The organism is Bacillus sp. FSL R9-9492 (assembly GCF_038007365.1).
Classification (GTDB): domain Bacteria; phylum Bacillota; class Bacilli; order Bacillales; family Bacillaceae_G; genus Bacillus_A; species Bacillus_A mycoides.
In genome coordinates, this window is sequence record NZ_JBBOXC010000001.1 from 2,656,662 (window position 1) to 2,672,466 (window position 15,805).

A 15,805-nucleotide genomic window follows, 5' to 3' on the forward strand; every position below is an offset into this window, starting at 1 on the left:
ATGCACATTAAAGATCGAAGTTCGATTCATGAAAATAAAGGGGTAGAGGCTTTTTGGAAGGAGCAGTTATTTTCCGAGGTTCTCGATTTTTCTGTATTTAATAGCGGTTACCAACTAAATAAAGAAAATCCTTGCGAGCACGTTCAAGTCATAATGAATGTAGAGTTTAGTAAAAGTATACAAAAAGTAATTAAGTCTCAAGATTTATTATTATTTAGCTGGTTACAGGCCGCGTTAAGGATTTGTTTGGCACACTATACAGATCAAGAAAGGATTACTATTGGTATTCCTGTAATTGAAAAGAATATTGAACAAAGCGAGAATCTTAATAAGTTGATTCCTTTAGGAAGTGAAATCCATCCGCATCACAGCTTTAAACAAGTAGTAAATCAGATTGAACAAACGACTTTATTCGGGTATGACAATCAGAGTTATCCACTCTCTGAATTATTAGCGAAACACCATTTAACTCCTTTTCAAATTGTTATTGGGATGGAAGGATTACATAATAAAAATTCGATAGAAGAATATGCAGAGAATAATTTAGCCATCTGGATACAAAGAAAATGGAATGAAATACATAATGAATCTGAAATTCAAATTTCTTTCAAGTCTCATTCATTCTCTTCTTTGCAACAGTTTGCAAATTCATATCTTTATGTTTTAAAGCAAGTGTCAACAAATTCGAATTTGGCTGTGAAAGATATTTGTATCATTTCAGAAAAAGAGAAAGAGTTGCTAGAAGAATTGAATCAAGGTCAGGCGGACATAGAATTGTCTCAATCATTTCAAGATTTGTTTGAGGAACAAGTGTTAAAAACCCCAGATCAAATTGCTGTTGTTTGTAATGATCAATCTTTGACATATAGAGAATTGAATAAAAAAGCAAATCAATTGGCTTCTATTCTTCAAAGTAAGGGTGTTTCGAAAGAAAGTATTATTGGGGTTATGGTAAATCGGTCATTGGAAATGATCATTGGCATGGTGGGGATTTTAAAAGCAGGAGCAGCGTATTTACCAATCGATCCTAACTATCCAAATGAACGAATTGAATATATGTTACAAGATAGTCAAGCGAAATGTTTACTGAGCAAGCGAACAGAAGTAGAATTGCCGCAATTTGCGGGTGAAGTGCTGTATCTTGATGAGGAATATCTCTTCCAAGGTGAGGAAAGTAATTTAGTTCGAGAAAGTTATCCTAATGATTTAGCTTATGTTATTTACACATCAGGATCGACAGGGAATCCAAAAGGGGTAATGGTAGAACAGAAATCTCTTGTCCATTTTTTAAGTGTAATGAGAGAAAAAGTAAAAGATAATCAGTCATTCTTGTTTCTTGCTAGTGTTTCTTTTGATATCTCCTTGTTAGAAATATGTCTGCCTTTAACACAAGGTTCGAAAGTAGTTATTGCTACAGAGGATCAGTTCGCAACAAAAGAATTGGCTTATTTGGTCAAAGAACATAAGGTGGATTTATGGGAATCAACGCCATCGCGAATGGAAGTGATTTTGAGTGATCCAGAAGGGGCAAATTTTCTAAACGATTTAAAATCTATTTTGTTAGCAGGAGAAGCATTTTCCATTGATTTGGTTGAAAAAATTCGATGCATCAGTGAAGCGACAATTTTAAATATTTATGGTCCTACAGAAACAACCATTTGTGCAACAGTAAAAGATTTGAGCTCTGCCAAAGAAGTTACGATTGGAAGTCCCAACCCGAATTATCATTCCTATATATTGAATAAGTATGGTCAATTAAAACCATTTGGAATTCCGGGTGAACTCTGCATTGGTGGCGTGGCGGTAGCACGAGGGTATCTTGGGAAATCTAAACTGACAGATGAAAAGTTTGTACCGAGTCCTTTTACGGCAGGAGAAATGATGTATCATACGGGTGATCTCGTTCGTTGGTTGCCTAATGGAGAACTTGAATATCTAGGTCGAATGGATCATCAAGTAAAAATTCGGGGATATCGGATTGAATTAAGAGAAATCGAAAGCCAGTTAAGGGAATATCCAGAAATAAACCAAGCTATCGTTGTTGATCAAGTATATGGAAATAGGAAATTATTAGCTGCGTACTATGTATCGGATAATAAGGTCTCTTTTGATGAAATCAGAAAATATTTAAGTGATAAATTACCTGAGTTTATGATTCCTGAAAAAATGATTCAGGTGGAAGAGATTCCGTTGAATCCAAATGGGAAAGTAGATAGGAAAAGGTTATTAGATATAACACAAACCGATTATGTATCAATTCCATACGTTGCCCCGCGCAATGAAATTGAACAAAAATTGGTGCATGCATGGGAAAAAGTTATGGAGATTGAGGGAATCGGTATTCATGATAATTTTTTTGCTTTAAAAGGAGAATCGATTAAAGCACTTCAGGTAATTAATTTATTAAGAAAAGACTGCTTAAAAATAAGTACAACAGATTTTTTTAAGCATCCCACGATTGCTCAACTTAGTACTTGTGTAAAGTTAGAGCATAAAACGGAAAACTTTGAAAATAGACCAACCCATGTTAAAGATTTGTCTAAGCCATTTCCCTTAACAGAGGTTCAGACAGCGTACATGTTAGGACGGAATTCACAGTTTGAATTAAGTGGTATTTCACCTCAAACTTATTTTGAATATGAAACAGAATTGAATATCAATCGTCTTTCAAAAAGTTTTCAAAAGGTAATTCAACATCATCCGATGTTACGAGCTGTAATTTTACCAGAGGGAGAACAGCAAATATTACAAAGCGTTCCTGATTACGAGATTGAAATAGTAAGTCTCATAGATTTAGATGATAGGAATCAAAATGCTCGCTTACAAGAAGAACGTTCTCGAATGACTAATCATGTATTTCCTTTAGGGCAATGGCCTTTGTTTGAATTAAAAGCCTTTCTTTTAAAAGAAGACACGTATTTATTATGTTTTCGATACGATGCTTTATTAATGGACGGAGCAAGCATGAACATCGTTGGACAGGATTTGTTTCATTATTATTATAAACCAGAGCAAAGGTTAGAACCTCTATCTTTTGATTTTCAAGATTACATGTTTATCTATGATGAACTGGAACAAAGTACAGAATATAAAACAGCAAAAGATTATTGGACAAGTAAGCTTCCTGACTTTCCGTTTGCGCCTTCTTTGCTGTTAAAAAAGGATCCAGCAGAGATTGCTACTCCTAAGTTCCAATCACTTAATAAGATCCTGGACAATGAAATATGGACAAAGCTACGAAAGTTAGCACAAGAGAAAGAAGTAACTCCTTCGGCTCTGCTTTGTACAATATATGGTGATGTATTGGCATATTGGAGTAATCAACGTCGATTGGCAATTAATTTGACTGTATTTAACCGTTATCCTGTTCATGAAGAAGTAGAGCAAATTGTGGGAGACTTCACTTCACTCATCTTGTTGGATGTTGATGTGAATCCAGATCAATCTTTCTTTACTAGAGTAAAAGAAACGCAATCTACTTTATTAGATGGTCTCGAACATCGCCATTACGATGGAGTTAATTTCATTCGAGATTTTACTCGATATCATCAAATGACGCCAAAAGCAGTTATGCCAATTGTTTTCACCTCGATGCTAGCAGGTGCGGGGGCTTTTGCTTGGGAACAACTTGGTTCACTTCGCCATATTCATGCTCGGACTCCACAAGTGTATTTGGATAATGTGGTAATTGAAAAAAATGGAGAGTTATTAATTAGCTGGAACTATGTTGAAGAATTGTTTGATGTTGATGTGATAGAAGCGATGTTTCACCAATTTGTTGACTTATTGGAACAATTAGTGAAACAAAGTGACGTAACATCTTTGCAGATGAAAGAGTTAGACCATGCTTTAATTGAGCAATACAATGAGACAACAGAAAAAATACCGTCGACTACTTTATATCAATTATTTACAGACCAAGTAAAACGTACACCGGATGAAGTAGCAGTAGTTTTTGAACAAGACTACTTAACATACTCGGAGCTTCATAAGCGCTCTAATCAAGTTGCGCACTTTTTAAAAGAACAAGGAATTGGTCTAGGTGACAAGGTTGGTCTTTTAGCACAAAGACGAGTTGACACAATTGCTAATATGATAGGTATTTTAAAAGCAGGTGCCGCTTATGTTCCGATTGATCCCGACCATCCTTCAGATCGCCAAACATATATTTTAGAAAATAGCTCATGCAAACTTTTATTAGAACCTAGTCTTTATGCAAAAAACCACTTGTCATTATACACAACAGAAGATATGCCTGCTATTGCTGGTCCGGAAGATCTTGCCTATATTATCTACACTTCAGGAAGTACAGGGAAACCGAAAGGAGTAATTATTACTCACCAAGCGGTTGCAAATACCATTCAAGATATTAATCAAAAATATCAGGTAAATGAAGATGATCGTATTATTGGTATTTCTTCTATGTGTTTTGACTTATCTGTATACGATATTTTCGGAACGTTAAGCACAGGTGCAATGTTGGTAATGATTCGTGACCCAAGGGACATGCAAGAATTAATCCGTACTGTCGAACGTAGAGGAATTACAATTTGGAATACAGTACCTGCAATTATGGATTTGGCATTAGATCAAGTAGGTTCTCATTTTGAACATTCTTCCTTGCGTTTAGTTTTACATAGTGGAGATTGGATTCCACTTTCTTTACCAGAAAAAATAAAACGACATTTTCCGATTGCGGAAGTAGTTTCACTCGGAGGAGCAACAGAAGCATCGATTTGGTCAATTTATTATCCGGTCAAACAGGTGGAATCGCATTGGAAGAGTATTCCATACGGGATACCTTTGGCAAACCAAACGTATTATGTGTTGAACTATGAAAAGAAAATGTGCCCTGTTGGTGTAATTGGAGATTTATATATCGGGGGAGTGGGCCTTGCTAAAGGATATTTAAATGATGAACAGAAAACAAATGAAGCATTTGTATCACATCCTGATTTTGGTCTTATTTACAAGACAGGAGACTGTGGAAAAATGCATCCTGAGGGATATATTGAATTTTTAGGCCGCCAAGATTATCAAGTCAAAATTCAAGGGTATCGAGTAGAGTTAGAAGAAATCGTCCATTGTCTTCTCACTTACAAACAAGTCGAACATGCAGTAGTGATTGATCAGACAGATGAGTATGGTATAAAATTTTTAGTCGCATATGTAGTAACTGAGAAAAATATTAGCACAACAGAACTTCGAAAGCATTTGCGAGATCACTTGCCAGATTACATGATTCCTTCTTATTTTGTTTATTTGGAACAATTGCCCTTGACTCCAAACGGGAAATTAGATAGAAAAGCGCTCCCTACTCCGGAGAAACAAACAAATGAAGTATTTATTGCTCCAAAAACGGAAATGGAAAAAATATTAACTAGTGTTTGGCAAGAAGTACTCAAAGTAAATCGGATTGGAGTAAATGATCATTTCTTTGCCTTAGGTGGAGATTCGATAAAAGCGATTCAAGTTTCCGTCAGACTGTATAGACAAGGATTTGAGCTGGAGCCAAAAAATTTATTTTCATTTCCTATATTAGGAGACATGGTTCAATTTGTTAAAAAGCTTGATCATCTTCCAAATTCGCAAACAAGTGATGTAAACAAAATGAACGATAATAAAGTTACATTACTAAATGTTAAAGATAAACAACTTAATCAACATACACTTATCAAAATACAAGAAAAAATGCCAGAAATAAAAATAGAACGTATTTACCCATTGGCACCTTTCCAGGAAGTTATTTATGAACATGCTGCGACTGAACCTGATACAAATGCATATTTCGAACAAACAATTTGGGCACTTGAGGGGGAGCTGGATATTAATCTCTTTATTCAGTGTTTCCAACAATTAGTTGATCGTCATGATTCTTTAAGAACGATAATTGTGCAAGATGAACAAGCACAACCTTGGCAAGCTGTTCTACATGATGTTCAAATGATTTCAGAGATAAAAAACTTGATTGAGATGACGAAACAAGAACAGCAAGAATTCCTAGACCAGTGGATGAATGAAAATTTAAGTCAAGGATTCAAAAATGATGAACTCATGACCCGTCTCTGTATATTCCAACTAGAAAATAACGAGCATAAGGTGGTTTGGAGTTCCCATCATCTATTATGTGATGGTTGGAGCGTCAGCATTTTGATAGACGAATTATTCCAGCTCTATGAAACAATAAATGCGGGAACTACGGCAGAGTTACCTATGGTGAAACCTTTTGAGACATTCATAGATTGGACTGTAGCACGAGATCATGAGAAAGCACGTCATTTTTGGCGGGATTATTTATCAGGATACAATCGGAAAATTAGTATTCCTAAAAAGAAAGTACCAACTCAAAGTGAAGGGTTAAATTTCACATTTATGGATTTAACATTAGATAAGGATTTGACTAATCAGTTACAGACATTTGTAACTAAAAACAATATAACTATGAATTCGGCATTACTAGCTGTATGGGGAATATTGCTTGGCAAATACAACGGAATGAGAGAAGTAGTATTACCTAATCTAGTATCAGTCAGACCTCCCGAAGTAGAAGGGATTGAAAATATGTTCGGTCTGTTCACAAATGTTTTGCCTATCCGACTAGCATGGACAGAAACGCAATCTTTTGTGGACTTCCTGCAAAAAGTACAACTAGAAACATTGAAATGTAATGAGTATGCATACTATTCATTTGTTGATATACAAAAACAAAGTGAATTAAAAACTGAGTTGACTGACCATCTTTGGGTTTTTGAAAACTATCCGACTAACTCAGCTATCTTTTCTTCAAATGAAAACAGAAATTTTGCCATCACAGATTACGAAGTTGTTGATGAGCCTCATGTAAAGTATGGAATTATGTGCTTCCCTGAAGAGAAACTTACAATAAAGTTTGGATATGATCAAACCGTATATGAAGCGGAGAAAATACAGGAAATATTGAATCACATCCATCAGTTAATCAACATGATTCTTCAAAATCCAATACAGGCAATCGGTGATTACAAATTATAAAAAATGAAAAGGCGAGCAAGAACTCGCCTTTTTAAATAGAATAGGAGTAAACCAAATGACAAAAAACTTGCAGTTATCAGCCGAAGAGATGCGTCAGTTAGGATATCAAGCGGTGGACTTGATTGTTGATCATATGAATCATTTAAAAAGTAAACCAGTTTCGGAAACGATTGATAGTAATATTTTTAGAGACAAGCTAATTGAAACGATTCCAGAAAACGGATCCAATCCAAAAGAGTTACTTCATTTTCTTAATAACAATGTGTTTAATCAAATTACTCATGTGGATCATCCTCATTTTATGGCTTTTGTGCCAGGTCCTAATAATTATGTTGGTGTAATAGCAGATTTTTTAGCAAGTGGGTTTAATGTATTTCCTACAGCTTGGATAGTAGGTGCAGGTGCTGAACAAATTGAATTAACGACAATCAACTGGTTAAAATCAATGCTAGGATTCCCTGATTCAGCTGAAGGGTTATTTGTCAGTGGCGGTTCCATGGCTAATTTGACTGCACTTACTGTAGCGAGACAGGTCAAGCTGAATAATGACATAGAAAATGCGGTTGTGTATTTTTCTAACCAAACTCATTTTTCTGTAGATCGAGCACTTAAAGTATTAGGCTTTAAACATCATCAAATTTGCCGAATTGAAACAGATGAAGATTTAAGAATTTCAGTTAGTACTTTAAGAAAGCAAATAAAAGAAGATCGATTAAAAGGGAAAAAACCATTTTGTGTTATTGCTAATGCAGGGACAACGAATTGCGGAGCGGTGGACTCCCTCGATGAATTGGCTGATCTATGTGGTGATGAAGATGTATGGCTACACGCGGATGGTGCTTATGGGGCTGCAGCAATTCTCAGTGAAAAAGGAAGGGAGGTGTTAAGAGGAATTCATCGTGCTGATTCTTTGACGTTAGACCCGCATAAATGGCTTTTTCAGCCTTATGATGTTGGTTGTGTACTCATTCGCAATAGCCAATATTTAAGTAAAACGTTCCGTATGATCCCAGAGTATATTAAGGATACGGAAACTAATATAGAAGAAAAAGTGAATTTTGGGGAGCGTGGAATTGAACTTTCTCGTAGATTTAGGGCATTAAAGGTATGGCTTTCTTTTAAAGCATTTGGAGTCACAGCTTTTCGTGAGGCAATAGATCATGGCATTATGTTGGCTGAACAAGTTGAAGAGTTTTTAAGGAAAGAAAAAGATTGGGAAGTAGTAACACCTGCCCAATTAGGAATTGTTACTTTTCGTTATATTCCTTGTAAGCGAACGTCTACAGAAACAATTCATGAAATAAACAAAAAACTGGTGGAAGAAATTAATCAAAGAGGATTTGCTATGCTAAGTACGACTAAATTAAAAGAAAAAGTAGTAATCCGACTTTGCTCTATCAACCCGAGGACAACATTAGAAGAAATAATTCAAATCATGATGAGCATTAAGGCGTTGGCAGAGGAAATAAACACATCGCCTAAACATCTTATATCTGTTTCTCAACCTTGATATATTAGGTGGATTTTACATATTAATAGCCGATTCTAAATGAGAATCGGCTATTATACTATTTACGAGTGTTTTTCTTGTAAAGGGATTAAGCCTCAACCTTAGAGACTCTTTTGAAACCAGTCTTTACTGCTTGTACCATTTCGTTTACAGCGTAAATAGATACATCGGCATTTGGATTTAACCCTTCAAACCAGTGATAGGCATTTGGATATAAATGAAACTCGACATCAACACCAGCTTGCGCTAGTTTGCTTACATAGATTAATGTTTCACTGCGGAATGGATCTAATTGACCAACAAATGTGTAAGTATATGGTAAATCACTATAATCCTCTGCTCGAGAAGGCGCTGCATAGACAGGGATTTGATCTGTTCCATACATTTCTCCTAAATACATTTTCCAACCAGCTTCATTTGCCTTTTGATTCCAAACAAATCCTTCTTTAATTTCATTCGCTGAAGGTGTATTATTTCGGTCATCAATCATTGGATAGAGTGGCATCTGTAAACAAATTGAAGGATATTTTCGATCTCGGGCTAATAATGATAATGCTGCTGTTAGTCCACCTCCAGCGCTTACTCCTGCAACCCCAATTCGATTCGAATCAATGTCTAATGACTTCGCATTATCAGCAATCCATTTTAAAGCTGAATAACAATCCTCAATTGGTGCTGGGTAAGGGTGTTCAGGTGCTAAGCGGTAGTCTACAGACACGACCACACAGCCAGCTTCTTTTGCAAACCTCATACAAGTATCATCGTTATCATCTATAGACCCTAAGATATAACCACCACCATGTATCCATAATAAGACAGGTAAAGGCTCATTATTTGATTTTGGACGATAAATTCTTAATGGTAACGGATTATCATCAGGTCCAACAATGACTTCATCTGTTAATGAAAGGGATTCATCAACAACGGTAGGTGGTCTCATTTGAGCTATTCCTTCTCTGATTGATTGCAAGTTTTCCGGGTGTAAATCGAGATTTGGAAACATCTCTAACCCTTGTAATAACTCTGGATTTACTCTTGTTTTCATTTTAGCACCTCTATTTGTAATTGTTTTCGAATAAATGAAGTGTATTCTAAGTAGTTTAATTGTGAAAAAATATTACAATTAAATTGTAAATTGGATATGCGACAACAGTCAACAGAATATTCGGGAATTAAAACCTTTCTCAAGAAGGAGTTTCACGCAACCAATAATACAAGTAGTGGATTTAGGAGCAAAGTGTTTTCATGTCGTTGTATTTATGTACACTTAGTTTTCTAATTAAACCAAGTGATAATCCTTTTTATTTTAATGACATATTGTAAGTGATACCTATTCGAATTCATACTCGAAAAGAATTAATACATTTTCATTCCTTAATATATAATTCAGGGAAATACTCATGGGCAGGCATTAATATAGGAGAACAGTACAAATTAAAATAACTGTTTAAAAAAATTCCTTTTATTTGGCTAGAAAAGGAGTAGATTCTTTTTTCTTATCTAGACTCATGAAGAAGTATGAAAATCAGAATTTATAATTCAAAAGCCAGCTTAAAGTAATTGCAATAATTACTTTGGATAGTAGTAATCTTAAAAAAATATAAAAAAGAGAAGAACTCACCAAGGTTCTTCTCTTTTTTATATGTAATTAGGGTTTCCATAACTGTAGATATGGATGGTGTAAATTAATGGATGAATAATTTACTCTTAAAATTATAACAGAACAATTAAAGGTTTTTATATGTAATATTGCATATAAAGGGTAAACAACAATAATTTCTTTTTATAAAAATAAGCCCCTGATGAAAATGATGAGTAACCCTTTTCCATATGAAATGAACTTGGTATAAAATGAAAGATTACAAGTATAGGGGTCACCATACATGCCCATCAACTTAAGATTTTTAAGTACCCCAAAAACGAATATTTCGCATGAATGTCCATAATTGCATCTCTTTTTTCATCTAATTTTAAAATAAGCTTTCTATTTTAAAAAACCATCAACACCAGCTCAAATTATATGAATGAAATCCGTACATCCTACTTTTGCAGGAAAGAAAGATTATACAAAAGTAGGATGATTTAAGATGTTTTTACTTGTATTATAGTAACCAAAAGATATCGACATACAAATTATAATAAAGATAGGAATAAAAATAATGATACAGAGCATATACGAAACTCATTTACATGTAAGAAATTTAGAAAAGGCGATAGATTTCTATCAAAATAAGTTAGGGTTAGCATTAGCAAGAAAACTATCTAAAAGAAGAGTGGCTTTCTTTTGGGTAGGAGAAAATAAAAAACAAATGCTTGGCCTATGGGAAGTACATAATATTGAAGACTTTGAGACGAAACACTTTGCTTTTGGTGTAGATTTAGAGTTTTTAAAGACTTCTAAATTGTGGCTAGAAAAGCGTGGAATAAAAGTGATAGGAAGTCAGGGAAAAGGGAATCAAGAGCCAATTGTCCAAAGATGGATGCCAGCTGCAAGTGTATATTTTCTGGATTGTGATGGAAATAAATTAGAGTTTATTTCTATGCTACATGATAATCCAGACGAATTAGAATATGCATCCTATTTAAGTGAATGGGATGCGGAGCACCAAGAAAAATAAATGAAATTGTATCTATAAACGTAAACGTCAAATTTATAAGTGGAGGCGAAGTTTCATGATAGAATCAATTACAATAAATGAATTGCAAGAAGCTCAAAAGCACACTAATTTTGTAATTTTGGTACCTAAATTGCCAGATACATACTCAATAGACAATATATCTTTAAGAAAAGAATCGAATACAGTACGCTCTTCTATCCGTTTTGAAATGAAAAATGAGAAAGGAATCATAAGAATCAAACAGTTTTTTTATGATTGGGCTATACCTGTCATAACAGCTGATACTAATTTAATATGTCAAGGTAAATCTTTTAATATAAATGGTATTGTTGGGTTTATAGGGACAGATTATAAAGGAAACCAAGCAGCATGCTATGCAAAGTGGTTTACGAATATTGAGTTATCTGTTTTAAAAGGTGTTTATACAGAAGAAGACATTTTGTTAATTTTAAAAACGTTAGAGCCAGTTAATGAATCTTTTATAAAAAGTTTGGGAAAACAATCTTTTTCTACTAGTAGCTTTACTTCGCGTTTTAAAAAACCAAAATGGGATAATGAGGATGAAGTTACACGAGTTGATTGGTTTGAAAATGATATGACTTTTCTAAAAGAGTTAATGATTGAACTACCTATATCGCCCCCACAAAGATTTGATAATTATTTTTTAGATTCCATTGGATATCGAGATCATCATTCTGGTAAAGAAATGCATCTTTTATACAGATCTCAATTAAATTATACGGATGGAGTATGGCTTTGGGTTGCTCCTGAAAATTTGTCAGACCCATTACCTCCACGTACTGGAAATAGTATTGGAAAAAGACAGAGTTGGAATATAAAAAAATTAAGTTGTGATTTTTTAGGCAAGCAAGTTAATGAACTCTTTTTATGTAGACAAAATACTTCTTATAGTGGTTGGATGATACATTGGGAACAAGACAACTATATATATCACCTGTATATAAGACCTTCTACTGCATTTAAAATTAAACAGATTAAAGATTTTTTAACTTTATTACATTCTTAAATAACTTAACTTTATTTAGATCAATAGTAATTTGTTATATAACTAACCCATGTGTTAGTTATATAAGAGAGAGCGTAATCGGGGTTCAGCCACATTCCCATCAACTCAAGCGATTTTAATACCCCTAAGCACCAAAAAAACGTTATTCTTTCTAAAAAAGCTAGATTAGAAAGGATGGCGTTTTCTTATGAATATTTCGATTCAAGATGAACTACAATCATTTGCTGAAGAACTACAACGATATGTGACACCTGTATTTTTAGAAGAACTTGCAAGAGAACTAGGATTTATAAAGCGAAAACGTAAGTTTTCTGGATCAGACTTAGCTACTATTTGTATTTTGATTAGTCAACGGGTGGCAAGTGATCCTTTAGTTCGATTATGTAGTAGGCTTCATGCAGCGACAGGTACTCTACTCAGCCCTGAGGGCTTAAATAAACGTTTAAATGCGAAAGCAGTTTTGTTTTTAAAACATATTTTTTCTTTACTGTTAGAACAAAAAGTATGTGAACAAACACAAATTTCTAATCACCTCTTCTCTTATTTTCAACGAATCCGTATCCTAGATGCCACTGTATTTCAAGTGCCAAATGCTTTAGAGAATGTATATCCAGGATCTGGAGGGTGTGCCCAAACAGCTGGAATCAAAATTCAATTAGAATATGATTTGCACAGTGGGGAATTTCTTAACTTTCAAGTTGGACCAGGGAAAAATAATGACAAAACATTTGGTACTGAATGCTTAGATACCTTACGACCAGGAGATTTATGTATTCGTGACTTGGGTTATTTTTCATTGGAAGACTTAGATCAAATGGATCAACGAGGTACATACTATATTTCTCGTTTAAAATTAAATACAAATGTATATGTGAAAAATCCAAACCCAGAATACTTTAAAAATGGTGCAATTAAGAAGCAATCGGAATATATACAAATTGATGTGAAACAGCTTTTAAACCAACTACAGCCCGGAGAAACATTTGAATTAAAACATGCTTATATTGGTGATAAACAACAACTGTTTTCACGTGTTATTTTTAATCGATTAACAGAAAAACAACTTCAAAAAAGACGAGCGAAAATCTTGGAGAAAGAAAAATCCAAAAATAGAACGTACTCAGAGAAAAGTAAAATGGTAGCGGGATTAAACGTGTACGTGACGAATACACCTTGGGAATGGGTTCCGATGGAACAGGTACATGAGTTATATACTTTGCGTTGGCAAATAGAGATTGTCTTTAAAACATGGAAATCACTCTTCAAAATAGACCATTATCGTAATGTAAAACAAGAACGATTAGAGTGCCACTTATATGGAAAGCTAATCGCTATTTTCCTGTGCTCCTCTACTATGTTTAAAATGCGCCAACTTCTTTTGCAAAAGAAGAAAAGAGAATTAAGCGAATATAAAGCGATAGGAATGATCCAAGATTATCTATATCTTTTGTATCAAGCTATACAGAAAGACACTCAAGAAATCACAAAGATTCTAATCCGTCTATTCCACCTACTACAGAAAAATGGACGGAAATCTCATCGATATGAGAAGAAAACAATCTTTGATATTATGGGTGTTGTCTATGAGTATAGTGAACTTAGAAAACAAAAGAAAGCTGCATAATCTTTAAAAATTAAAAATGATACCTATCTAGGTTTATTTAGCATGCTCATTTTTAATGAATAAAAAGTGTTGTAAGAGTGTTGTAGTTTATTTGAACGAAAGTTCATTTTGTTTCCGTTCTTAAGTTGATGGGCATGTATGGTGACCCCTATTAGTGAATATCAAAAAAAAATTATTAATAAAGCAAGAGAATTGAGAAATCGAGTTCACTGTAATAAGTTTGATTTGGATTATGTATCTAGAACAGATGCAATGGATATGAAATCCCTTTTAGATAGATTAATAAAGGATTTCATTTTATAAATTAGTGTTTGTCCCTGCACAATGTGCGGGGATTTTTTCATAGAAAAAGACACTCTAATGAGTGTCTAACTAATCATTGTTTTAATTTGAAGTTTTTTGTTGTTGATACGGTACCGATGTGATAGTTATTAGCGTATTCAACTGCAACACTAAATTCTTTACTTTTATCATCTGTTACATAACCAGATATAAAAATTGATTGAAGGTCTTTTGGTGCGAATTTATGTTTAGTAATAGTTACATCTACTTTTTCCTCTTCTTTGAAATATTTAATAGTTTCTTCTTTTGCTTTATTTATTATTTGTTCCTCTTCGTTATTTTCCACATTACAACCTCCTAAAATAGTAAATATAAAAGTAAAAAATAAAAATATAGCAATTCTCTTTTTATTTTTTTTCATATATACCCTCCAGTCATGGTATTTTTATTATTAGAATATCCTAAAAATCACAGGAGGGGAAGAATTTGCAACAAAATGATAAAGTATTAGATACTACATATTATCAATTAGCTCGTTATGCATACCAAGATGATGAAGATTTAAAAGATGAAGTTTATGTTAAAGATAACGGTAAGAAAGATATCCAAACGTGGGAAGTAGGAGAAAAATCCCATGACAAACAAACTGGAATGGATGCAGTAGTCTTTGAAAGAGTAGTAGATGGAAAAACACAGGTGATGGTATCTTTCCGGGGGACAGAAGGGGATAAAATTATTGAAAAGGATTCTTTAAAACCTGGAGAAGGAATGAAGGATGCTTTAACTGATGGAAAGTTTTTTATTAAGAGGGATGGCGTTCATGATCCGGCACCAGCCCCAAAGGCAGGAGAAAGGGGAGAAAATCCAAGAAGATATTGGAACGAAGAGAATGGGCAGTGGGAATATCATAATCAATTCGAACAAGCTGACAGAGTCATGAAACAAGTAATGGATAAATATAAGGAGAAGGATGATGTAGACATATATACGACAGGCCATTCGTTAGGGGGAGCTTTAGCGGAATATGCAGCGGCATCTAATGACAGTGTAAGATGTATGTCATGGAATGCCCCAAGTGCAAAACATTTACTATCACCTGACCTACAAGAAAAAGCAAATAATGGTGAGTTTAATAATAGAATTGTAAGTGTTGTTCATGGAAATGATTCGATTGGGTATGGGCCATTTGGCGCATATGAAAGTCATATAGGATCTACATACGCAGTAACACCACCAATTTCGAAAGAAGAAATGTCAAAGCTATCATTACAGGGAAAGTTAGGGATGGATGTTGCACGATTTTTGAATTCGATAAGTGGCCCTGGTTATCATTATCAAACAGATCAGAACTTCCGTTTTGGAGGGAATGGGTCTTTATCAAATGAATACTTGTTAAATGTAGACACGAATGAAAGAGTTTATGATTCACCGGGGGCATTATTAGGCGGGGGAGAAATTCGTGTAGTTGTAGAGAATCTGGAAAAGGCCGTAAGAGATATGAAGCGAAACGCACAAGAATTTCAAGATAGAGTACCGAGATTAATTTCAAATATGATGACATTATTAGAAACAGCTGAAAGTAGACGGGTAGAAGCTAAAGTAAATAATATACGTGCCCATGTAGAACATTTAAGTTTTTGGTATATACGTACAGCAACGGAAATCTCTGATTTTATTGAGAAGAAAGCTCATGATTATAAAAAGACAGATGAAAATTATTAAGGGGATAGTAT

General features: G+C 34.2%; 8 protein-coding genes. 6 read left to right on the forward strand and 2 right to left on the reverse strand.

Features of this window, described 5'->3' with window-relative positions; genetic code table 11:
• Positions 1–7,011 (forward strand): amino acid adenylation domain-containing protein, encoded by a 7,011-nt coding sequence (locus tag MKY70_RS13470; protein WP_341074519.1) that lies wholly within the window; start codon positions 1–3, stop codon positions 7,009–7,011.
• Between the two features lie 55 nt (positions 7,012–7,066).
• Entirely contained in the window at positions 7,067–8,521 is a 1,455-nt protein-coding gene (locus MKY70_RS13475; protein WP_016120261.1) for a pyridoxal phosphate-dependent decarboxylase family protein, read from the forward strand.
• An 88-nt stretch (positions 8,522–8,609) separates the two neighbouring features.
• On the opposite strand, the gene MKY70_RS13480 is transcribed toward MKY70_RS13475, so the two are convergent.
• Positions 8,610–9,566: an alpha/beta hydrolase gene (locus MKY70_RS13480; RefSeq protein WP_341024612.1), complete on the reverse strand. Its 957-nt coding sequence runs from the start codon at positions 9,564–9,566 to the stop codon at positions 8,610–8,612.
• A gap of 1,114 nt (positions 9,567–10,680) precedes the next feature.
• Between MKY70_RS13480 and MKY70_RS13485 the strand changes: the two genes are divergently transcribed.
• From MKY70_RS13485 to MKY70_RS13495, 3 genes are all read left to right on the forward strand, one after another.
• Entirely contained in the window at positions 10,681–11,139 is a 459-nt protein-coding gene (locus MKY70_RS13485) for a VOC family protein (protein ID WP_341024614.1), read from the forward strand.
• A gap of 55 nt (positions 11,140–11,194) precedes the next feature.
• Positions 11,195–12,166, forward strand: coding sequence for a hypothetical protein (locus tag MKY70_RS13490; RefSeq protein WP_341024617.1), 972 nt, complete (start codon positions 11,195–11,197; stop codon positions 12,164–12,166).
• A 187-nt stretch (positions 12,167–12,353) separates the two neighbouring features.
• On the forward strand, positions 12,354–13,790 hold the full coding sequence (locus tag MKY70_RS13495; protein WP_341024620.1) for an IS4 family transposase: 1,437 nt from the start codon (positions 12,354–12,356) through the stop codon (positions 13,788–13,790).
• Between the two features lie 376 nt (positions 13,791–14,166).
• Here the strand turns inward: MKY70_RS13495 and MKY70_RS13500 are convergent, their stop codons facing one another.
• Entirely contained in the window at positions 14,167–14,493 is a 327-nt protein-coding gene (locus tag MKY70_RS13500; protein ID WP_341024622.1) for a DUF1433 domain-containing protein, read from the reverse strand.
• Positions 14,494–14,558: 65 nt separating this feature from the next.
• On the opposite strand from MKY70_RS13500, the gene MKY70_RS13505 reads away from it, so the two are divergent.
• Positions 14,559–15,794, forward strand: coding sequence for a lipase family protein (locus tag MKY70_RS13505; protein ID WP_341024624.1), 1,236 nt, complete (start codon positions 14,559–14,561; stop codon positions 15,792–15,794).
• The last annotated feature ends 11 nt before the right edge of the window (positions 15,795–15,805 follow it).